General features: G+C 42.2%; 21 protein-coding genes and 1 tRNA gene. 8 read left to right on the top strand and 14 right to left on the bottom strand.

Annotation, left to right across the window (positions count from 1 at the left end):
• The first annotated feature begins 117 nt into the window (after nucleotides 1-117).
• The 8 genes from FA584_RS13540 (at nucleotide 118) to FA584_RS13505 (ending at nucleotide 5999) form a co-directional block, all read left to right on the top strand.
• Complete coding sequence (locus FA584_RS13540; RefSeq protein WP_096047659.1) at nucleotides 118-861, top strand: TerC family protein; 744 nt, start codon at nucleotides 118-120, stop codon at nucleotides 859-861.
• A 1-nt stretch (nucleotide 862) separates the two neighbouring features.
• A complete protein-coding gene (locus FA584_RS13535) occupies nucleotides 863-1870 on the top strand; it encodes a rod shape-determining protein (RefSeq protein ID WP_167749812.1) in 1008 nt (335 codons plus the stop codon).
• 115 nt (nucleotides 1871-1985) lie between these two features.
• On the top strand, nucleotides 1986-2393 hold the full coding sequence (locus FA584_RS13530) for an arsenate reductase ArsC (RefSeq protein WP_191342060.1): 408 nt from the start codon (nucleotides 1986-1988) through the stop codon (nucleotides 2391-2393).
• Complete coding sequence (locus FA584_RS13525; RefSeq protein WP_167749811.1) at nucleotides 2386-3345, top strand: permease; 960 nt, start codon at nucleotides 2386-2388, stop codon at nucleotides 3343-3345. The genes FA584_RS13530 and FA584_RS13525 overlap by 8 nt, the downstream gene beginning before the upstream one ends.
• A gap of 51 nt (nucleotides 3346-3396) precedes the next feature.
• Nucleotides 3397-4830: a sensor domain-containing diguanylate cyclase gene (locus FA584_RS13520; protein ID WP_167749810.1), complete on the top strand. Its 1434-nt coding sequence runs from the start codon at nucleotides 3397-3399 to the stop codon at nucleotides 4828-4830.
• A 10-nt stretch (nucleotides 4831-4840) separates the two neighbouring features.
• Nucleotides 4841-5302, top strand: a complete 462-nt coding sequence (locus tag FA584_RS13515; RefSeq protein WP_096047654.1) for a rhodanese-like domain-containing protein — start codon at nucleotides 4841-4843, stop codon at nucleotides 5300-5302.
• Entirely contained in the window at nucleotides 5299-5538 is a 240-nt protein-coding gene (locus tag FA584_RS13510; RefSeq protein WP_167749809.1) for a thioredoxin family protein, read from the top strand. The genes FA584_RS13515 and FA584_RS13510 overlap by 4 nt, the downstream gene beginning before the upstream one ends.
• Nucleotides 5538-5999: a C-GCAxxG-C-C family protein gene (locus FA584_RS13505; RefSeq protein ID WP_167749808.1), complete on the top strand. Its 462-nt coding sequence runs from the start codon at nucleotides 5538-5540 to the stop codon at nucleotides 5997-5999. The genes FA584_RS13510 and FA584_RS13505 overlap by 1 nt, the downstream gene beginning before the upstream one ends.
• Before the next feature lie 17 nt (nucleotides 6000-6016).
• On the opposite strand, the gene mnmA is transcribed toward FA584_RS13505, so the two are convergent.
• The 14 genes from mnmA to FA584_RS13435 all read right to left on the bottom strand — a co-directional run bounded on the left by mnmA (nucleotide 6017) and on the right by FA584_RS13435 (nucleotide 19112).
• Nucleotides 6017-7036, bottom strand: coding sequence for a tRNA 2-thiouridine(34) synthase MnmA (gene mnmA / locus FA584_RS13500; RefSeq protein ID WP_167749807.1), 1020 nt, complete (start codon nucleotides 7034-7036; stop codon nucleotides 6017-6019).
• A 179-nt stretch (nucleotides 7037-7215) separates the two neighbouring features.
• Nucleotides 7216-7291 (bottom strand) — tRNA-Thr (locus FA584_RS13495).
• A 102-nt stretch (nucleotides 7292-7393) separates the two neighbouring features.
• Nucleotides 7394-8617, bottom strand: a complete 1224-nt coding sequence (locus FA584_RS13490) for an aminotransferase class V-fold PLP-dependent enzyme (RefSeq protein ID WP_167749806.1) — start codon at nucleotides 8615-8617, stop codon at nucleotides 7394-7396.
• 155 nt (nucleotides 8618-8772) lie between these two features.
• Complete coding sequence (gene cobA / locus FA584_RS13485) at nucleotides 8773-10041, bottom strand: uroporphyrinogen-III C-methyltransferase (protein ID WP_167749805.1); 1269 nt, start codon at nucleotides 10039-10041, stop codon at nucleotides 8773-8775.
• A complete protein-coding gene (locus tag FA584_RS13480) occupies nucleotides 10038-12323 on the bottom strand; it encodes a ferredoxin-like domain-containing protein (RefSeq protein ID WP_167749804.1) in 2286 nt (761 codons plus the stop codon). The genes cobA and FA584_RS13480 overlap by 4 nt, the downstream gene beginning before the upstream one ends.
• Nucleotides 12324-12520: 197 nt before the next feature.
• Nucleotides 12521-12916: a M67 family metallopeptidase gene (locus FA584_RS13475; protein ID WP_167749803.1), complete on the bottom strand. Its 396-nt coding sequence runs from the start codon at nucleotides 12914-12916 to the stop codon at nucleotides 12521-12523.
• Nucleotides 12913-13719 carry a HesA/MoeB/ThiF family protein gene (locus tag FA584_RS13470; RefSeq protein ID WP_167749802.1) on the bottom strand — a complete coding sequence of 269 codons (807 nt, stop codon included), beginning with the start codon at nucleotides 13717-13719 and terminating at the stop codon, nucleotides 12913-12915. The genes FA584_RS13475 and FA584_RS13470 overlap by 4 nt, the downstream gene beginning before the upstream one ends.
• Entirely contained in the window at nucleotides 13716-13922 is a 207-nt protein-coding gene (thiS, locus tag FA584_RS13465) for a sulfur carrier protein ThiS (RefSeq protein WP_096047645.1), read from the bottom strand. The genes FA584_RS13470 and thiS overlap by 4 nt, the downstream gene beginning before the upstream one ends.
• A 34-nt stretch (nucleotides 13923-13956) precedes the next feature.
• Nucleotides 13957-15345 carry a sulfate adenylyltransferase subunit 1 gene (locus tag FA584_RS13460; protein WP_167749801.1) on the bottom strand — a complete coding sequence of 463 codons (1389 nt, stop codon included), beginning with the start codon at nucleotides 15343-15345 and terminating at the stop codon, nucleotides 13957-13959.
• The gene (cysD, locus tag FA584_RS13455) at nucleotides 15345-16223 is read right to left on the bottom strand and encodes a sulfate adenylyltransferase subunit CysD (protein ID WP_096047643.1); all 879 of its coding nucleotides are present in this window, start codon (nucleotides 16221-16223) and stop codon (nucleotides 15345-15347) included. The genes FA584_RS13460 and cysD overlap by 1 nt, the downstream gene beginning before the upstream one ends.
• A 4-nt stretch (nucleotides 16224-16227) precedes the next feature.
• Nucleotides 16228-16923, bottom strand: a complete 696-nt coding sequence (locus FA584_RS13450) for a phosphoadenylyl-sulfate reductase (protein WP_167749800.1) — start codon at nucleotides 16921-16923, stop codon at nucleotides 16228-16230.
• Nucleotides 16920-17147 (bottom strand): DUF2061 domain-containing protein, encoded by a 228-nt coding sequence (locus FA584_RS13445; RefSeq protein WP_096047641.1) that lies wholly within the window; start codon nucleotides 17145-17147, stop codon nucleotides 16920-16922. The genes FA584_RS13450 and FA584_RS13445 overlap by 4 nt, the downstream gene beginning before the upstream one ends.
• Nucleotides 17148-17293: 146 nt before the next feature.
• Entirely contained in the window at nucleotides 17294-18469 is a 1176-nt protein-coding gene (locus FA584_RS13440; RefSeq protein ID WP_167749799.1) for a sensor histidine kinase, read from the bottom strand.
• A complete protein-coding gene (locus FA584_RS13435) occupies nucleotides 18450-19112 on the bottom strand; it encodes a response regulator transcription factor (protein ID WP_167749798.1) in 663 nt (220 codons plus the stop codon). The genes FA584_RS13440 and FA584_RS13435 overlap by 20 nt, the downstream gene beginning before the upstream one ends.
• Nucleotides 19113-19177: the final 65 nt, after the last annotated feature.

Raw genomic sequence — 19177 nt, 5'->3', positions numbered from 1 at the left:
CAGACTCCTTATATCTAGGTTTTGTATTATAACTTGTCTTGCTTAACAAGATGGTTACTAAGAAGACTTATACCCAAATGTAGGTACAATAAAAGGAAAAAAAGAGGATAGTGCATTATGCTCGAATCGCTATTTACTGCCGAAGCACTTATGGCGTTATTGACATTAACGGCTTTGGAAATTGTTCTTGGAATTGATAATATTATTTTTATTGCTATTCTCGTAGGCCGCTTGCCTGCCCATCAAAGAGATAAAGGTCGGATTTTTGGACTGGGTCTTGCGATGATCACGCGGATCATGCTCCTTCTCTCACTCTTTTGGATTATGAAATTAACAACGCCCCTTTTTACTCTTTTTTCCTATCCTATTTCAGGACGCGATCTCATCTTAATTGTGGGAGGTCTATTTCTCCTTGCCAAGTCAACAACAGAGATTCACCAAGACATTGAAGAGGTAGGGGAAGAGGAAAAAGAGCTTAAAAAAGGTTCACGTGGCTTTTTTAATACACTCATTCAGATTGCTGTTTTGGACATCGTTTTCTCTCTGGATTCTGTCATTACTGCTGTGGGTATGGCAAACAATATTATCATTATGATTTTGGCCGTTGTCCTTGCGGTAGGAGTGATGATGTTCGCAAGTAAGGCTATTTCTGATTTTATTGATGCCAATCCTACGATTAAAATCTTAGCACTTTCGTTTTTGATTTTAGTTGGTGTGACGCTTATTGCTGAAGGGTTTGGGCTTCATATCTCAAAAGCCTATGTTTATTTCGCGATGGCATTTTCTCTTGCTGTTGAGTCGATTAATATTTACAGTCGTAAGAAAAAAGCTAAAAAATCAGTAGCTAAAAAAGAGGCGTAATATGTTTTCTCTCCTTCGTTCTTCCAATGCCTTTGCCATTGATCTTGGCACTAATAATACATTGGTATATCAACCCAGCCGTGGAATTATTTTAGATGAGCCTACCTCTATTTCATTCGATACAAAACGAAGTTCTTTTTTTGATAGTGGTGCTTCTTCAAGGCGAATGTGGGGTAAAAATCCTCAACATATCGAAGTGATGCATCCCCTTTCCAAAGGGGCAATCGCCAATTTAACCGTTGCAAAAGCCTATATTAAAGAGGTCATTGCGCGCATTGCACAGAGCCGATTTTTCAAGCCAACGATTCTTGTGAGTGTTCCAAGCGATCTGAATTCGATGGAGCGGGGTGCTGTGGTAGAAGCGTGTAAAGATGGAGGTGCTCGTGAAGTGATGCTCATCAAAGACCCTTTCTCTGCCGCGCTTGGTTCCATGCAAGCGATAGAATTACCTAAAGGCGTTTTGGTACTGGATATTGGAGCAGGGGTGAGCGATATTTCACTTCTTTCGTGTAATGGGATTGTGATGTCAAAGTCTCTCCGTGTTGCTGGCAATGACCTTGATGAGGCAATTATTGAGTATTTTAAAGCGAGCAAGCGTATTCTCATCTCGCATAATGATGCAGAACATTTAAAAAAAGAGCTTGGAAATCTTGTCAATCGTGAAGAAGTAACGATGCAGATCAATGTCAAAAATCTCGTCTCTCGCCTTCCTGAGCGCTTTGTGGCAAGTTCTCACGATGTGCATCAAGCGATTATGCCTTTGGTTGATAAAATGGTTTCTCTGACACACCGCATGCTTTCAGAACTTCCTCCAGCCTTTGCACAAGATATTTATGATCAAGGTATTTTACTCACAGGTGGTTCTTCGATGCTGCAAGGGCTCGATTGTTACCTGTCTGCCAAATTAGAAATAGCGGTCAATGTTGTGGATAATCCTTTGCAAAATATTATTCTAGGGGCGGGGCGTGCCATGGAAGATGTCCGTTATAGCTCCCTTTTAGGCGCGTAAGAGCAATAGATTTTGTGCTCTTAGCTTACCTTTAAGAGCTAACATATCAATATATCTTGATATAAAGATAATTTTATGCTACCATTTCATCATTGTTACATGTAAAGGCTAGATCATGAAAAAAGTACTGATTTTATGTACGGGCAACAGTTGTCGAAGTATTATCGCTGAAGCGCTCGTAAACGCACATTTAAAAGGCATTGAGGCGTATAGTGCGGGCGTGCGTGCAAGCGGATATGTCAATGCCTATGCGAAAAAAGTCTTAGAAGAAGAGGGCATTTGGAAAGAGAACTACCACTCCAAAACACTCGATGAGGTTTTACATGTAAACTTCGATTTGGTAGTCACGGTATGCGATCATGCCAAAGAGAGCTGTCCCATGTTTCCTCGTCCTATTCCTAAAAAAATTCATGTTGGCTTTTCCGATCCCGATGGGAAAGATTATGGGGCGTTTATTCTTACATGTAAAGCAATTAAAGCAGAGCTTTTGCCTATCATTGAAAAAGAGCTAAGCGATGTTTGATGTATGGGAAAAGATGGTAGATTATCTGGTCTATGGGGTATTTGGACTGGATGCTTCGACACAAAAAGCAGAAGTGGTTCATTTTTTCATCTTTGATACGGTGAAAATTTACATTCTTTTAGTGCTGATTATTTTTGCAGTGAGTTTTTTGAGAACGTATTTTAATACCGACAAAGTACGCGTCTATTTGCAAGGTAAAAGTGAGTTCACTGGTAATGTCTTAGCAGCACTTTTTGGCATTATTACGCCGTTTTGTAGTTGTTCGGCGATTCCTCTGTTTTTAGGCTTTATGCAAGCACGTATTCCTCTTGGGATTACCTTTAGTTTTTTGATCTCAAGTCCCATGAACAATGAAATTGCTATTGCCCTTTTATTTGGGCTTTTTGGCTGGAAAATCACGGCACTGTACATTGGTTTTGGACTGTTGGTTGCCATTCTAGGCGGCTTTATTGTCGGCAAACTAGGGATGGAAAAATACGTCTTAATTCCTGTGGTACCCATGAGTGGTGATTTGAAAGAGGTTGAGATTACACTGACGGTGAAAAAAAGAGTGAAAGAGTCATGGGGCTACACGCTGGATATTTTACAGAAAATCTATCTGTATGTGATGATTGGTGTGGGCATTGGGGCATTTATTCATGGATATGTTCCAACGGAATTGATCGTCAAATATGCAGGAAGCAATGCGTGGTACAGTGTCCCTTTTGCTGTACTACTGGGCGTTCCGATGTATTCCAATGCCGCAGGCGTGATGCCGCTCATCGAAGTGTTAACCAGTAAAGGAATGTTACTTGGGACGGCGCTGAGCTTTATGATGGCGATCACCGCACTCAGTCTGCCTGAAGCGATGATTTTAAAGCGCATTTTACATGTAAAGCTGATTGCCCTCTTTTTTGGCATTGTGGCTCTTGGAATTATGGGTGTTGGGTATCTGTTTAACGTACTGTTATGATGTTTTTTTGTCGTCTATTTTGTGTTATAATCGCGTATTCAAGGAGAAACTATGCGATTAAAAACTAAAGTGGTTGTGATTATAGCTGGATTGCTTTTAGGTGTATCCATTGCAGGCTCTGTGATCAATTATATGAAAAATGTTCATGATACACAAGAGCAACTGCAAAATACTTCCTTGCCGCTTTCGGTTGACAATATCTACACTGAGATTCAACAGCGCATGATTGAGCCATTACTGGTCTCTTCATTGATGTCGCATGATACTTTTTTACGAGACTGGCTGATGAGCGGTGAAAAAGATATAGATGGCATTGTTCGCTATCTCACGGAAATCCAACAAAAATACGATATTTTTACCACATTTTTAGTCTCCGATAAAACCAAAAACTATTATCATCCTAGAGGGCTTATTGATGTTGTCAATAAAGACAACAGTGCCGATGCGTGGTATTTTCGCTTTAAAGATCAAGCAGAGCCTTATGAAATCAATCTGGATCATAATGCAAATTTAAGTGATACTTTAATCATGTTTATCAATTACAAAGTAATGAACTATAAAAATGAGATGATTGGCGTAACGGGTGTGGGTGTGCGCCTTCTCAACATTGAAAAGATGCTCAACTCCTTTAAAACCAAATATAAATATGACGTCTACTTTGTCGATCAAAAAGGAGAGATAACGCTTTTCTCTCAAGCCCTCAATAAACGTGGCAATATTGCCAATATTGATGGGTTAAAAAGTATCAAAGAGGCTATTTATAAAGGGGAACAGACACAGTTTGAGTATAAAAATAAAGAGGGTGAATACCTTTTAAATACCAAGTACATTGGAAAACTCAAACTGCAACTTTTTGTCGAAATTAATAAAAAAGAGTATCTTAAGGAGCTTAAGAAAACATTTTATGCGAATTTAGCGATTTCGCTTTTGGTAACCTTGTTGGTAACGCTCATTATTATTTATACGATCAATATTTATCAAAAACAGCTTGTTAAAATGGCAAGTGAAGATTCACTGACGGGGCTTGCCAATCGAAGAAAATTTAATGAACATTTTGAAAAATTCTATAAACTTTACAAAAAAGGTATCAATTCACTCACACTTGTTTTGATTGATATTGATAATTTTAAAGAGGTCAATGACTCCTTTGGACATCTTGTGGGCGATGAAGCTTTAGTGAGGGTTGCTGAAATTTTGCGCATAGAGCTTCGCTCTTCCGACATGATAGCACGTTGGGGTGGTGAAGAGTTTGCACTTCTTTTCGTGGATGTGAGTCCTGAAAAGAGTGTTGAAATTGCACAGAAAATTTGCCAAGCTATTCGAGAGGACAAAGCGCTGAGTAGTCTTTTACAAAGACCTCTTACGGTGAGTATTGGGGTAGGGCATCTTAGCAGCTTGGAGAGCCAAGATGGGTTGGTTTACAAAGTGGACAACGCACTTTATGAAGCTAAAAAAGCAGGCAAAGATCAAGTCATTGTTGCGTAAGGAAAAAAATATGCAAAAAGTAGTGATAGCTGTTTTATTGATGATGGGTTTGCTTCATGCAGATGAGCTTAAAAAGGTGAGTTTTGAAGAGTATCTTCTGCATTTTGACTATAAAGAGCGTGAAAATATGAAGATCAAAACACCGGATATGTTGGTTCTGATTGAAGAGGGGAAAGCAATTTTAGTGGATGTCCGTTTTCGTGAAGAGTTTGAAGTGTGGCATATGAATTTTGCGAAAAATATTCCGCTCAATGAACTACCCAAACGGTTAAATGAGCTTCCCAAAGACAAACTGATTATCACCGCATGTCCGCATAATGATAGGTCTAATCTTGCGCGCCTCTTTTTGGTGCAAAATGGTTATAACGCGAAGTATCTCAATGATGGGCTTTTGAAAGTGGCTGATTTTTTACGTGGGGATAATGCAAAAGAGTTTTTAGAGGAGTATCAAGCGTCTAAGGAGAAACAATGAAGATTGAAATTTTAGGAACAGGTTGTTCTAAATGTCAAGCATTGACATTACATGTAAAAGAGGCGGTGGCTCAAAAAGGGCTATTTGCACAAATAGAAAAGGTAGACGATCTCATGCAAATTATGCATTATGGAGTGACTTCTACACCTGCTTTGGTTATTGATGGTAAAGTTGTCAGTAGTGGAAAATTGTTAAGTGTCGATGAAATTGTGGCACTTTTGGGTAAGGAAATATGATGAATGAATCGGTTGAACAAAAAGCATTAGAGCATTTTTCAAATGGCTATGTGTGTAGTGAAGCAGTTTTAAAAACCATCGCAGAAAAACACGGCATTGATTCACCATTGATTCCTGCTATCGCATCAGGATTTGGAAGTGGTTTGTCTCGCAGCGACGGTGGGCTTTGTGGTGCATATAGTGGTGGCGTTATGGCTCTTTCACTGCTTCAAGGACGTACAAATGCCAGTGATCCAAAAGATCCGCTTTATCACAATGTACAACTGTTTAAAGAGCATTTTGAAAAAGCCTTTGAAAGCTGTGAATGTGCCAAACTTTTGGGCTTTTCACTCAGTTCTCCTGATGCCGGAGAAAAATTTAAAGAGGGAACTTGCAAAACCTGTAAGTGCGATCTTTATGTGGTTTATGCTGTTACGGAAGTAGAACATATGCTTACATGTAAAGAGAAAGAGCCATTGTAAAACGGCTCTTAGTTCTTTTACGCTTCGATCCAACCGCCGCCGATGACGAGGTCATCTTGGTAGACAACGAGCGCTTGCCCACTAGCAAGTCCAAAAACACCCTCTTTAAGGTTGGCGATGATCTTGCCATTTTCAATTTTTACATGCGCTTTGGTTTTGGGACTTCGGTAGCGTACTTTTACACCGTACTCACCTTCTTTAAACTCTTTACCTAAAGAGAAATTTTCGGCAACCACTTGAGTTTGAAGTAGGTCTTCTTTGGTTCCCGCAACGACCGTGTTCGTCTTGGCATCAATGTTCACCACAAAATGCGGATCATGCGCGCCATTAATAGTAAGGCCTTTGCGTTTACCGATCGTGTAGTGCATGTAGCCTTTGTGCTCGCCAATCACCTTTCCGCTCACATCTTTGATCAGTCCCTTTTGATCAACGTTAATATGTTTTTTCAACACTTCAATGTAAGTGTCCGTGACAAAGCAAATCTCTTGAGACTCTTTGTAACTCTCAAGCGTACCAAGCCATGGCAACTCTTTAAGCGCAATAGGTTTGATGTCGTTTTTGAGCATATCGCCCAGTGGGAAAATGATCTTTTCGATCACCTCTTTTTTAAGCCCAAAAAGAAAATAACTTTGATCTTTTGACATATCGTAAGCTTCTTTGATATGCCCATTTTCAACGCGTGCGTAATGCCCAGTGGCAATTTTTTCGCATCCCATCTCCATCGCTTTTTCAAACGCAAACCCAAATTTCATTTTCGGATTGCAAAAAGCACACGGATTGGGGGTAAGCCCTTGTTCGTACGACCTCACAAAGTAGTCATACACATGCTCTTTAAAGAGCGCTTTGGCATCAATCACATGGGTTTGTATGCCCAAATGGTGGCTTACTTTTTCGATGTTGGCGATGTTGATGGCATGTTTTTTCTCATCGTCATGGAGTTTGAGATAGATACCAATAACCTCATGGCCTTGGTTTTTGAGCAAATAAGCGGAGTAACTGGAGTCAATGCCGCCGCTCATCAGGAGTGCAATTTTCATGGTTTCTCTTTTATTTCATTTCGACGTCTAAAGAGTAAAAGTCTTTACGTTTCGTGTTGACCCAAAAATGGGCGACTAAGGGACTTGGCTAAACTTTTAACGTTTCGTTACATGTAAAAGCACAAAGCAGGGGAAGTTAAACGTTTAGCGTTAAAAACATGGGGAATTTTAGAAGAGGCTGGAGCTGGTGAAGGGACTCGAACCCCCGACCTGTTGATTACGGATCAACTGCTCTACCAACTGAGCTACACCAGCGCGATGAAATTTTACCCCATGTTTACTTTTATTACTTTAAAACGACCGCTTTTGAGTGAATTTAATCTTTACATGTAAAAAATTTGATTCACTCAAACATACTTATTGGGCTAAAGCTTGGTCAATGTCCGCCAGCAAATCTTCTAAGTCTTCAATGCCTATTGAGAGGCGAATCATCCCTTCTGTAAGCCCATATTCCGCTTTTTTCTCTTCCGAATACTCCGCATAAATCGTATGGTACGTCGCAATCGCTAAGGATTTGTTGTCTTGAACGTTTGTGCCTCGTTTAATGATGTTGAGGCGATTTAAAAAGGCATAGGTCGCTTCTTTATCTTTAAAGCTAAAGCTCACAAGTCCACCACCACCGCTAAATTGCTTGGAAGCGTTGGCAAAGTACACAGAGTTTTCTAAAAACGGATACTCCACGCTGATAATCTCCGCTTTACCTTGCAAATATTTTGCTACAGCCAGAGCGTTTTGACAGCTTCTCTGCACTCTTAAATCAAGCGTTTCAAGCCCAAGAGAGAGCATATACGCACTCATCGGTGAAAGTGACGCACCTAGATTTCGGTAGGTCTCTTTGCGAAGACGCGCCATAAACGCATTGGGTCCAAATTTTTTGTAGTACGATGCCAAATTAGCGTGATGTTTCCAGTTAAATGTGCCATTATCGACAATCAAACCACCCAAAACATGCCCGCCACCGCTGATGTATTTGGTTGCGGAGATAATCTCAATGTCCACGCCGTGTTTTTTGGCATCGAAAATATTCCAAGGCGTTGCGGTTGTGTCCACAATGAAAGGCACATTGTGTTCTTTTAAAACGCTTTTTATTGTCCTAAAATCAGGTACGATGAGTTGCGGATTACTCACACTTTCGCAAAAGAGAAAACGCGTTTTATCATCCATGTTCGCTTGAATGGCTTCTAAATCGCTCAAATCCACATAACGCACCTCCACCCCAAAGTCACTGAAAAGGGTTTGAAACAAAGAGAGCGTGTTGCCAAAAAGGTACTTCGTCGTGATAAAATTGTCACCACTTTTCAAAAGCGCAAAGAGTGCATTGGAGACCGCCGCCATTCCCGTTGCTGTTGCAACTACACCAAAAGCGCCACTGATCGCTTTGATCTTGAGTTCAAACTCTTCAATGGAAGGGTTTGACGAGCGTGTGTAGACGTGCCCCGCTTTTTGACCTTTAAAAACAGCCTCTAAATCTTCCGCTTTTTCAAACTCAAACGCGGAACTTTGGTAGATGGGGAAGCGCATTGCTCCATGAGCGTCTTTGTGTGCAGGTTTGGCATGCAATGCTTTGGTGGTAAATCCCATAAAATATCCTTCTTTTGAATGCAAATCAGCTATCGAAAAAACCCTACGTTTTGACACGCGCTCAAAGCAAAGCTTCGAACTCTTCGCTAACGCTGAGTTCGCTTCGGCAGCGAGCCCGCGCACCGTTGTGCTTTTTTTAGACAGCTGATTAGCCTTTACATGTAAATAATTTTGCCGCTATTTTCAGCGGGTAGAATGTTCTCACGTGCGACACACTCACCGATGATGAGCACCGCTGGTGTAGCGCATAATGTTGCCATTTTATCCAATTTTCCCACAGTTCCCACTATGATGATTTGATCTTTTAGGTCAATCTTCGAGACAAATGCCGCGGGAAGGTTGGGGTCGATGTTCTGTTTTGCAATGGCATCTTCGATTTTTTTCGCAAAACTGTGCGCCATCAAAACGATCACTGTGTGCAAGGGTTGTTTTAAAATACTCACCCAATCATCATTAAACAGTGTTTCTCTTAGGTGCGCTGAGACGATAGTGACACCTTTGGAGATGTCACGAATCGTGGGCACAATGCCAGAGACCGTGCATGAACGAAGAGCTGAAGTGATGCCGTTGATGACTTCAAACGCGATGCCATGCTGAGCTAAAACTTGCTTCTCTTCGCCCAAGCGACCAAACAGAAGCGGATCGCCCCCTTTGAGTCGTCCAACAACCAATCCTTGTGTGGCGTACTCGACTAAAAGCGCGTTGATCTCGTCTTGACTTTTGGAGTGAAACCCCTTCTTTTTACTGACATCGACGACTTTACATGTAAGCGGAATGAGGGAACGAATCTCTTGCGAAACGAGTGCATCCACAAGCGCCACATCGAGCAGTTCAAACGCATTGAGCGCGTCTAATGTAAGGTTGCCCACATAGCCCGTTCCACAACCGATCAAAAAGACTTTCCCCGCACCAGCTTTCGCGATGCCTCGAAGGTTTTCAAGATCACGTTCGGGCTTTTTGCGCTCGTTTTTGAGGCGTTCAATCAAAGAGGTCAAATCGCGTGGTAAAATCCGCTCAATTTTGTCACGAATCACTTGCGCGAGTGTGGGTGAACTCCCACCACTGCTGACTGAAACGTGAATGTCCCCACGACGCGTGAGCGCGCTAAAGTAAAAATCGCACAGTTCGGGGACATCGACGACATTGAGCCAAAAGTGAAGTTGAGGTTTCAACGCCACGAGGCGGTTGGTTACCACTTCATTGCCCGTAGCATCGATAATCACCTCAAAGCCTTCAGCATCCGTATCCTCAAACGGTTTACATGTAAAGGTTTTGGACGCAAAATAGTCATCCAAAACCTCAGTTGCTACAATTTCATAGGCAAAATCAAGGCTATCGAGCACGCGCGCTTTCTGGGCAGCGACTTTGCCTGCACCAATGAGAAGCGTTTTTTTGGGCGTAAGCGCGATACCTAAGGTACTCATTTTTTCACGATCCTTACGCGCCAGCCGTTGCCCTCTTTGGTGGTGGCTTCCACTTTGTGTCCTTCTCCTGCGACGGATTTTGGAACATTGTCTATCGGTGCACCATCATCGAGCAAAATTTCCAAAACTTCACCGCTTCCAATTTTGGCAAGTTCCATTTTTGTTTTCACAAAATTCATCGGACATGCCACGCCACTGAGGTCTTTAAAATGGGCTGATTTTTCTTCTTTAGGTGCATTTGCAACCGCTGCCAACTCTTTCTCTTTGGCAAATTTAAGTGTATTGTCCATTGTCTCGTAAAGCTTGATAACTTCTTCTGCCAACTCGATCGATTTCTCATCCGCATCGCCCTCTAACATCGTGCCAAAGTAGGCATTGAGCAGTGTCGTATCGACAAAAAGTGTTTTAAAGGCTTTGAGTACGCCTGCTTTATCCCTAGCATCTTCTCCACGTGTGACGAGTAGCATACGAGCGGCCAAAAGACGAATCAGCTCATAGTCTTTTTCCTCTTTTTCCAACGCCTCTTTGAGGGCTTTTTTATCGGCTTCAATAAGGTCATACATACCTGCACTACACTCACCCGTGCCTCTTCCTTTTAGGGAGAAGAGTTCCACGGCGTTGTAGTCAAAGTAAGGGTTTTTATCATCTTTAAATGAAGGAATTTCCACGTATTTTTTAGAAATCTCTTCCACGATTTTAAGTCCGCCATCATCAATCCAGTCGGCGAAGCTCTCGTATTTTTTTACATGTAAAAGCCATGTATCCAACACTTCTTCGACAAAAGCAGGCAAATGAAATGCCGCAACATCACCCGCTTTTTGCGCAAATACTGTGCCATCGCCACTTGTGCGTGTTCCTGCAACCACATTGTACGCAGGGTACGAATAGCCTTCATTGCGTTGCACTTTGCCAAAAAAACCAAGATCGCCAATGAGGTGTTTGCCACAACTGTTCGGGCAGCCGGAAAGGTGGATTTTAAAGCCTTGCAATGCGTCGTAGTCGCGCTCGTCAAAGAGTTTTTCAAGGCGTTTTTGAATCGCATCGACTGCACCACGAGGACGTGCGATACCCAGCTGACACGTCGCCGCCCCCGTACACGCCACCATGTCGCCAAAAAACGTTGGTTTGGAAACATCTTTGGAAAAGTTGATCAAGATGTCATGCAAACTTGCCATTTGAGGCGCTGTTAGGTTGCGAATATAGAGGTTTTGATCGCCTGTAAAACGAAGTACGTCTTCACCAAAGGGAAGCAGGGCATTCGCAAGAGCGCGCGCGTTGGTAAAGTGAATGTCGCCTAAATGAATCGGCACTTTACAGCCATAAAGCCCCTCTTGTTTTTGGGCGTAAACGTAACGGTTCCACCATTTTGAAATGTTTTCAGGCACGCTAAAAGGCTCATGCGTGGTATCGCCGCCCGTACGCTCGATTTCAGTGGTGGGCATTTCCCAGTCACCTTTGGCTTTAATAGCCTCGATTTCAACGTTAACGAGTCGTCTAAACTCATCCATGCCCAACTCTTCGATCAAGAAGCGAAGGCGAGCGGCGTGTTTGTTTTTGCGGTTACCGTTTTGGTCAAACACCTGTTTGATGGCTTGGGCGTACAAAAAGACTTCAGACTCAGGCACAAAATCAAGAAATTTACTGCCCACGCGAGATTTCGCGCCCATGCCGCCTGCGACAAAGAGTTTAAAGCCTTTGACACCGTTTTCGATCTTTGCGATAAACCCAACATCGTGAATCGTCGCGTATCCGCGATCCGCTTCAGAGCCGCTAAACGTGATTTTGAATTTGCGCGGCAATGCAAACGAGTCTTTTTGTTCCAACATTTTGGTCGTGAGCGCAAGCGCATAAGGAGAAACATCAAAAATCTCATCTTTCGCCGTACCTGCGAGTGGATCAGCCATAATGTTACGAACAGTGTTACCGCCACCACCTCGTCCACTAAGGTCAATGCTGTGCAGGGTGGTGATAATGTCAATGATATCTTCGATCTTGACATAGTGAAGCTGTGCGCCACCACGTGTGGTGATGTGAATCGCCTCGTGCGCGTACTTTTCCGCCAAGTCTGCAAGCGTTAAAAGCTGTTTGGGGGTTAGGATACCGCCTGCGAGTTTAATGCGCACCATGAAAGTATTGGCTTCACGTTGTTCGTACACACCAAAAGGAACGCGCATCGTTTTGAATGTCAGGTCATCGAGTGTGCCTGCTAAAAATTCGGCATGGTTTTTTTTAAAAACTTCGAGGTCATCATAGACCATTTGAGGGATAATATAGTGGCTCATAATCGTAACTCCTTATCGTTACATGTAAATAAAGTAAAGCAGTTCAAAGTAAAACGTGGAGAAATAACCTGAAAGAGACACTTTGAGCCGATGGGAGAAATAAGCGGAGCGTTTCGGGGCTCCCATCGTGTCTCAACTGTGTCGATAGAGGGTTGTTTCGTAAGCTGTTTTACATTTTTCAACGCGCTTTACGGACTTTAAATAATGTTAATTTCTTCTTTTTCAACCGTTTTGTTTTTAATGATAAATGACTTCATATCTGGTGTTTCACCTGCTAATGAAACAATAATATAGCTAACATTGGGGTCATACGCCAAGCGAATGTCTTCTTCACTGGGACGTGCGGGTGTTTCTGGGTGTGAATGATACACGGAAATCAGCCTGAGCCCTTCTTTTTGCGTCTTTTTAAACGCGTCAAACTGCTCTTGCGGGTCAAAGCTGAAGTGCTCGTTACTTGCGTCCGTATTTTTCATAGGAATCGCGTATTTCACTTCGCCCTCTATGCCTGCAAGATAACCACACGCTTCGATGGGCGTATCTTTAAGAGCGTGTGCGACGATCTCATCGTACACACTTTGAGGTAGGGTAATCATAACTTTGCCTCACACACCACCGCTTCATAATCTCGTATCTCTTTAATTCCTTCGCCACCACAGACGCGACACTTAGGGTTTTTCTTGAAATTGACATTTCTAAAGTTCATCGTTTTCGCATCAAACGTTAAAAGGCGGTTGTAAAGAGGCTCGCCGACACCCACGATGTATTTGAGTGCTTCCGCGGCTTGAATCGTTCCAAGCATACCCGCAACTGCGCCTAAAATACCCGCACTAGAGCAGGTAGGAATAGCGTTGGCAGGTGGTGGGCTGTCAAACACACACGCGTAACACGCACTCTCATTGGGTTTAATGGTCATCGTTTGTCCACCAAAACGCAAAATGCCACCATGTGAATAAGGGACATTGGCTAAAACACACGCATCATTGATCAAAAATTTCGCCGAAAAATTGTCGGTTCCATCGATGACAAAGTCATACCCTTTGACGATGTCCAAGATGTTAGACGCATCTAAGAACTTCTGATAAACGGTCACTTTGACATTGGGGTTAATCGCTTCCATTTTTGCTTTAGCCGAGAGCACTTTAGGTGTACTAATGTCGGCTGTGGCGTGAATCACTTGACGTTGAAGGTTGGAGAGATCGACCACATCGCCATCAACGATGCCGATCTCACCCACGCCTGCTGCGGCTAAGTAAAGCGCTACGGGTGAACCAAGTCCGCCCGCGCCAATGACCAATATTTTTGAATTGGCGATCTTCTCTTGTCCTTCGATCCCTACATCTTGGAGGATAATATGGCGAGAATAACGCTCTAATTCCTCATCGCTAAACTCTTTCACGCGCCACCTCCCATAAAGTATAAAAAGTTAATGGCATCACCCTCTTTGAGTGTGGTTGTGGGGTATTCGTCTTTGGTTAAAAATTCGTCATTGAGTTGGACGGAGACCATATCAGGTTGTTCAACATTTTCAATGATTAATAACTCTGAAAGAACGATTCCGTCCTTAATCTCTTTTGAATCGCCGTTAATGGTAAGTTTCATTTTCTTCCTTTTTTTTCATTATTATAGTTTAAAATTAACCGATATTATCCGTCGGAAATTGATGCGGGAAATGTTTACGAAGGAGCGCAAAAAGTTCCTCTTCAAAATCCGCATTGGTACTTGCTTTGTCGACCAAAAGATCGCTTACATGTAACGCTTTGGTACGACGTGTGGTGTACTGCTCCAACACTTCGGTGATAATCCCGCCGCCTGCGATGTCGTACTCATCAACAATGACAAAACGACCGAGCTTTTGGTTCTCGGCAAAAAGTTCCATTGCCAAAAGATCATGGACTCTAAAGATGACACATGCTGCTTCGTGGCGACCTACACTGGGCTCATTGGCACGATCGAGCGTATCGCCATCGATCACACGTTTGATCTCTTCAAGATAGATGGTGCTTTGGGCTGAGCCGATCTTGATCTTGTAGGGTTTATCCAACTCCAACGGTTTAGTGCCCAACCAGAAAAGGTTCGCTTCAAAGCGGTTACTCACCTTTGGTGCACTTTGATCAGCACGGGCTACCACTTCGCCATTGCGCACATAAATTTGTGTTTGAAGCGTAAAGCCAATCGCTTCGCTCTCTTTCACACTGTTTTTAACAGGCGTGTTAAAGCTCTCGATGCTCGCTACACGTGAGCGTTTCAAAGAGGGGTAAAAGATGACTTCATCGTTTACATGTAATTCCCCACTGGTTACGGTTCCTGCATAAATGCGTCTGTCATCGTTATCGCGTGTAAACTTGTACACATCTTGCAATGGCATTCTAAAGTCATCATTCTCTTTTTCTTCCACGCTTTTGAAACTATCTAAAATTTCTAAAACCGTTGGTCCTTTATACCAAGGCGTAGAGGCGGAATGCTCTATGAGATTGACCCCTTCACGTGCACTGATCGGGATAAAAATGTCGCTTTTAATTCCAAGCGTTGCCAAGTATTCGCTGTATTCGACTTTGAGTTTGGTAAAGGCGATTTCACTAAAGTTTACCAAGTCCATTTTGTTGACCACAATCGCCACTTGTTTGATGCCCAAAAGCGAGAGCAACATACCGTGACGTTTGGAGTTTTCCGCTACTCCTTCTTTGGCGTCGATGAGAAGCAATGCCGCCTCAGCGCGAGACGCTCCGCTGATCATGTTTTTCAAAAATTCGATGTGACCAGGAGCATCGATGATGATGTACTCACGTTTTTTACTCTGAAAAAAGACGCGTGCACTGTCTATCGTAATGCCTTGTTTTTGCTCATCTGCCAGTGCGTCAAGCAAGAAGGCATACTCAAACGGACGTGCGTTGTTCTCACACATCTTTTTCACACTCTCTAGTTTTCCTTGTGGCAATGAGTCGGTGTCGGCAAGAAGCCTTCCAATAAGCGTACTCTTACCGTGATCGACGTGTCCTGTGATGACAATATTAAGTCTTTGCATTACATATATCCTTCTTTTCTGAGTGCTTCAAGTGTGCCGCCGCCGTCTTTATCTTGGGCGCGACCTGAGCGTTCCGCGATATCTTTAAACTTCCCGCTTGTGAGCTCTTCGATAATCTCTTTTGGGTTAGATGCCACAGAATCCACAGGAGCGGTGCAGGGAAAACAACCTAAAGAGCGGTAACGTTTGCCATTGCCTTGATCAAAATAGAGTGAGATAATAGGAATGTTTTCCCTCTCAATATACTCCCAAATGTTCAGCTCCGTCCACTCTAAGAGTGGGTGAATGCGCACATGAGTTCCTGGCGCAAAGTCCGTTTTGTACTGATTCCAAAGCTCTGGTGGTTGCGTGCTTGCGTCCCATTCGCTTTTTTCATCTCTGGCTGAGAAAACGCGCTCTTTAGAACGACTTCCCTCTTCATCGGCTCTTACGCCCACGATAACGCCCGTATAAGGTGCTCCGTTTAACTCATCTTCCCATACTTTTTTGTAAGGATTCCATTTGCGGCGTGCCCATGTTCCATCTAACGTGTACTTGAGTGCATCGCTTTTGAGCTTTTTACAGCAACTGAGACGATCAAGTCCATTCACAAAGGTTTCGCCTTTGGCAAGCGCTTCTTTGTTTTGCCCAACGACTAAGTTTAAGTCCCATTGAATCGCGATTTCATCACGGTATTTGATCATCTCAGGGATTTTAAATGCTGTATCAATGTGTACCAATGGATAGGGCACATGTCCAAAAAATGCTTTTCGAGTAAGCCACAAGAGTACGGTGCTGTCTTTGCCGATGCTCCAAAGCATGGCAAGATTTGGGAAGCTTCTGTAAGCTTCTCGTAAAATGTAAATACTCTGAGCTTCGAGTCTGTCTAAATGATCCATAAATTCAGTCCTTTTGATGTAAATGCAATCCGCACTCTTTATGTTCGGGATTTTCCCACCACCATCTGCCTGCGCGTATATCTTCGCCCTCTTTGATGGCTCTGGTACACGGCTGACAACCGATACTTTTAAAGCCTTTAGCATATAAGCCATTTTGAGGTATAGCAAATTCAGCCATATAACGATCAACCTCTTCATCGCTAAAGTAAGTGAGAGGATTGAACTTTAAGAGTTCAAATTTACCATCAAATTCGACGAGCTTTGTATCACTTCGCGTGATGGACTGTGCGATGCGAATACCACTGATCCAGCCATCATACCCTTTAAGCGCCCGTGCTAAAGGGATGAGTTTACGCACATGACAACACTCTTTACGCAAATTTATGTCATCGTAAATGCCATACTCTCCCACTTTGGTTTCGAGTGTTTTGATCGCTTCATCACTCGCACTAAAGCTCTTGATTGCTACACCAAAAAAAGTTTCAATCTCTTTTTGATACGCGAGTGATTCAGGAAAAAGTTTATGCGTTTCAAGCGTAAAAAGATCAAAATCAATCCCTGCTCTTTTCGCTAAAGAGATGGCTATCGCATCTTCATTTTGATGGCTAAATGCCAATGTGACTTTAAGTGCTTTGGCTCCGACAAGTTCTTTCAGTGAATTAATCGCTTCTGCGACTTTTACCTCATAGTTTTGGCTCATATCTGATACTCAAGTTGATTTTTTTCTCGACCAAAATCGATTTTGTTCCATGCGCGCTCATGAAAGTAATAGAGCAACGTTTTAGTGATAAGCTCAAATCCACCGATAGACACAGCAGCAAGTGGACTTCCTGTGACGATAAAACTGATCAACATGGTATCAACCGTTCCGAGTGATCTCCATGAAATTGCTTTGACGATACTACGTTTTTTATCCTCTACCATGTTGCCTCCTTTTTAATTTTTAGAATCATAGCATTTTACTAGAGTATTGTCAAGTATGTTTATTAGAATAGTAATGTATAAAATTTGGAACTGATTTTTTGAGGAAAGATTGGTTTAAGAGAACTAAAAATGACGAAAAATATAAATTAGAAATAGATAGAAAAAGTAGAACCTTGTGTTTCCATGGAGATAATTTCAAGCTTAAAACCATTGCTTTTGCAGATGGTATTGACGATGTCTAAACCGATGCCAAAGCCGCCTTTATCGCTGTTTGCACGTTTGTAGCGTTTGGTGATGTCGCCTAGTTTGGAGTTGCTGATACCGATACCATTGTCTTTGACACTGAGCTTTTCAAAGTCCAATGTCACTTCGATGATTCCTTCAAAACGGTTGTATTTGATGGCGTTTGATAGTAGGTTGTCGATGAGTTTGGTAAGGCTCTCTTCGTTTACATGTAAAGATTTTTCTTCTAGTTTTAGGCTTAAGTCGATTTGTTTACTCGTCATTAAATCCGCAAAGTATTCGAGGCGTTCAACGATCAGTTTTTTCACATCAACATCAGTTTTTTCTTCGTTTTGTTTGTCATGCAGAAGCATATAACTGAGGTTTCCATATAAAGTTGCAATGCGTTTGGCACTCAGTTCGATGCGTTTTCGTTTCTTTTCATCTACATCTTTAAGCGTGCTAATGCTCATCAAAATCGCCGTAATCGGTGTGTTGAGCTCATGCGTTGAATCTTTGATAAAGGTGTCGAGTGTTTCAATTTCTGCTTTGATGGGTTTTAAAAAGAGCTTTGCAAGCACATAACCCAAGAGTGTCGCAAACGCAAGGCTGAGCAAAAGATAGAGAATAATTTCATATAAAATGGCACTCAAAAGGTGTGAGATATGTTTTTCTTTGATGACAATGTATTGCACGCCAAGATGGTGTTGCACGCTGTCATCGACATAAAAAAAGCTGTTGTCTTTGAGATAGAATTTTTTCGTAAAATCAGGTGCATCATCAAACGTTACATGTAAAGGTTTTTGACCTACGCCAAAAAGCGCTATTTCAAACCCTTTTTCGATATCAAAACACTGCTCTATAAAGCCTTGGTGCAGACAATGAACCAACTTTTCATCTTCCATCATATGCGCTGTGATGATTTTGTGCGAGATGGAAGAGGCGATGGTATTCATCTTTAATGAATGGTTTTCATACAGATTTTTTTTCTCGATACTGTAAAACATGCCTGCGAGAATGAAAATAAACGTATAAATCGAAATGAGATAAATCAGTAAAAAACGAAGGAGAGAGCGTTTTTCATAATGGCTTAAAGACATAACCGACCCCTTTAGTATTTTCGATCAACGCTTCAAGCCCGTAACTGCGAAGATTTTTGATGTAAGTACGCACGGTTGCATACGTCGGTACTTCTTCAAAACGCCACACCTCTTCGATGATCTCTTCAAAACTCAGTACTCTGTTTTTGTGTTTTAAAAAATACTCTAAAAGTTGCGCCTCTTTTTTGCGAAGTTTATACGACGTCTTGGAGGTGATGATCTCGTAATGAGAAGGATCAAAAAAGAGATCGTTTGTGAGTGTGATGCGCTCGTTTGTATCGATGTTGTGGAGTTTTTTAGTACGTTCAATGCGCACCAAAAGCTCTTCAAGATCAAACGGTTTTTTGAGGTAATCTTCCGCGCCTAGAGCAAATCCTTTTTTTACATCGCTGATTTGATCCAGTGACGTGATGAAGATGACAGGCGTGCTAATGTGAGCATTTTTAATCTCTTTTAAAAGCTCAAACCCATTAAGGCTTGGGACATTGATGTCAAGAAGCAAGAGGTCAAACTTATGTTCGAAAATGGCATCAAGCGCTGTTTTACCGTCATAAAAGAGCTTTACATGTAAATCATGTTCGACTAAAAACTCTTCGATAATTTCGCTAAGAATTGGGTCATCTTCTAGGAGTAGGATTTTCATAAAGCTCATTATACACTAAAATTTTTGCAACGTAAAAACCATACATTATAAAAAAAGGAGATATA

Origin of the sequence: Sulfurospirillum diekertiae (assembly GCF_011769985.2) — a bacterium.
GTDB lineage: Bacteria > Campylobacterota > Campylobacteria > Campylobacterales > Sulfurospirillaceae > Sulfurospirillum > Sulfurospirillum diekertiae.
The sequence above is the reverse complement of the archived record's forward strand: the minus strand, read 5'-3'. Positions and strand labels throughout refer to the sequence as shown.

What these genes read in the sequence shown, in the direction of transcription:
- FA584_RS13540 (WP_096047659.1), top strand. Translation starts at nt 118, where the DNA reads ATGCTCGAATCGCTATTTACTGCCGAAGCACTTATGGCGTTATTGACA.
- FA584_RS13535 (WP_167749812.1), top strand. Translation starts at nt 863, where the DNA reads ATGTTTTCTCTCCTTCGTTCTTCCAATGCCTTTGCCATTGATCTTGGC.
- FA584_RS13530 (WP_191342060.1), top strand. Translation starts at nt 1,986, where the DNA reads ATGAAAAAAGTACTGATTTTATGTACGGGCAACAGTTGTCGAAGTATT.
- FA584_RS13525 (WP_167749811.1), top strand. Translation starts at nt 2,386, where the DNA reads ATGTTTGATGTATGGGAAAAGATGGTAGATTATCTGGTCTATGGGGTA.
- FA584_RS13520 (WP_167749810.1), top strand. Translation starts at nt 3,397, where the DNA reads ATGCGATTAAAAACTAAAGTGGTTGTGATTATAGCTGGATTGCTTTTA.
- FA584_RS13515 (WP_096047654.1), top strand. Translation starts at nt 4,841, where the DNA reads ATGCAAAAAGTAGTGATAGCTGTTTTATTGATGATGGGTTTGCTTCAT.
- FA584_RS13510 (WP_167749809.1), top strand. Translation starts at nt 5,299, where the DNA reads ATGAAGATTGAAATTTTAGGAACAGGTTGTTCTAAATGTCAAGCATTG.
- FA584_RS13505 (WP_167749808.1), top strand. Translation starts at nt 5,538, where the DNA reads ATGAATGAATCGGTTGAACAAAAAGCATTAGAGCATTTTTCAAATGGC.
- mnmA (WP_167749807.1), bottom strand. Translation starts at nt 7,036, where the DNA reads ATGAAAATTGCACTCCTGATGAGCGGCGGCATTGACTCCAGTTACTCC.
- FA584_RS13490 (WP_167749806.1), bottom strand. Translation starts at nt 8,617, where the DNA reads ATGGGATTTACCACCAAAGCATTGCATGCCAAACCTGCACACAAAGAC.
- cobA (WP_167749805.1), bottom strand. Translation starts at nt 10,041, where the DNA reads ATGAGTACCTTAGGTATCGCGCTTACGCCCAAAAAAACGCTTCTCATT.
- FA584_RS13480 (WP_167749804.1), bottom strand. Translation starts at nt 12,323, where the DNA reads ATGAGCCACTATATTATCCCTCAAATGGTCTATGATGACCTCGAAGTT.
- FA584_RS13475 (WP_167749803.1), bottom strand. Translation starts at nt 12,916, where the DNA reads ATGATTACCCTACCTCAAAGTGTGTACGATGAGATCGTCGCACACGCT.
- thiS (WP_096047645.1), bottom strand. Translation starts at nt 13,922, where the DNA reads ATGAAACTTACCATTAACGGCGATTCAAAAGAGATTAAGGACGGAATC.
- FA584_RS13460 (WP_167749801.1), bottom strand. Translation starts at nt 15,345, where the DNA reads ATGCAAAGACTTAATATTGTCATCACAGGACACGTCGATCACGGTAAG.
- cysD (WP_096047643.1), bottom strand. Translation starts at nt 16,223, where the DNA reads ATGGATCATTTAGACAGACTCGAAGCTCAGAGTATTTACATTTTACGA.
- FA584_RS13450 (WP_167749800.1), bottom strand. Translation starts at nt 16,923, where the DNA reads ATGAGCCAAAACTATGAGGTAAAAGTCGCAGAAGCGATTAATTCACTG.
- FA584_RS13445 (WP_096047641.1), bottom strand. Translation starts at nt 17,147, where the DNA reads ATGGTAGAGGATAAAAAACGTAGTATCGTCAAAGCAATTTCATGGAGA.
- FA584_RS13440 (WP_167749799.1), bottom strand. Translation starts at nt 18,469, where the DNA reads ATGTCTTTAAGCCATTATGAAAAACGCTCTCTCCTTCGTTTTTTACTG.
- FA584_RS13435 (WP_167749798.1), bottom strand. Translation starts at nt 19,112, where the DNA reads ATGAAAATCCTACTCCTAGAAGATGACCCAATTCTTAGCGAAATTATC.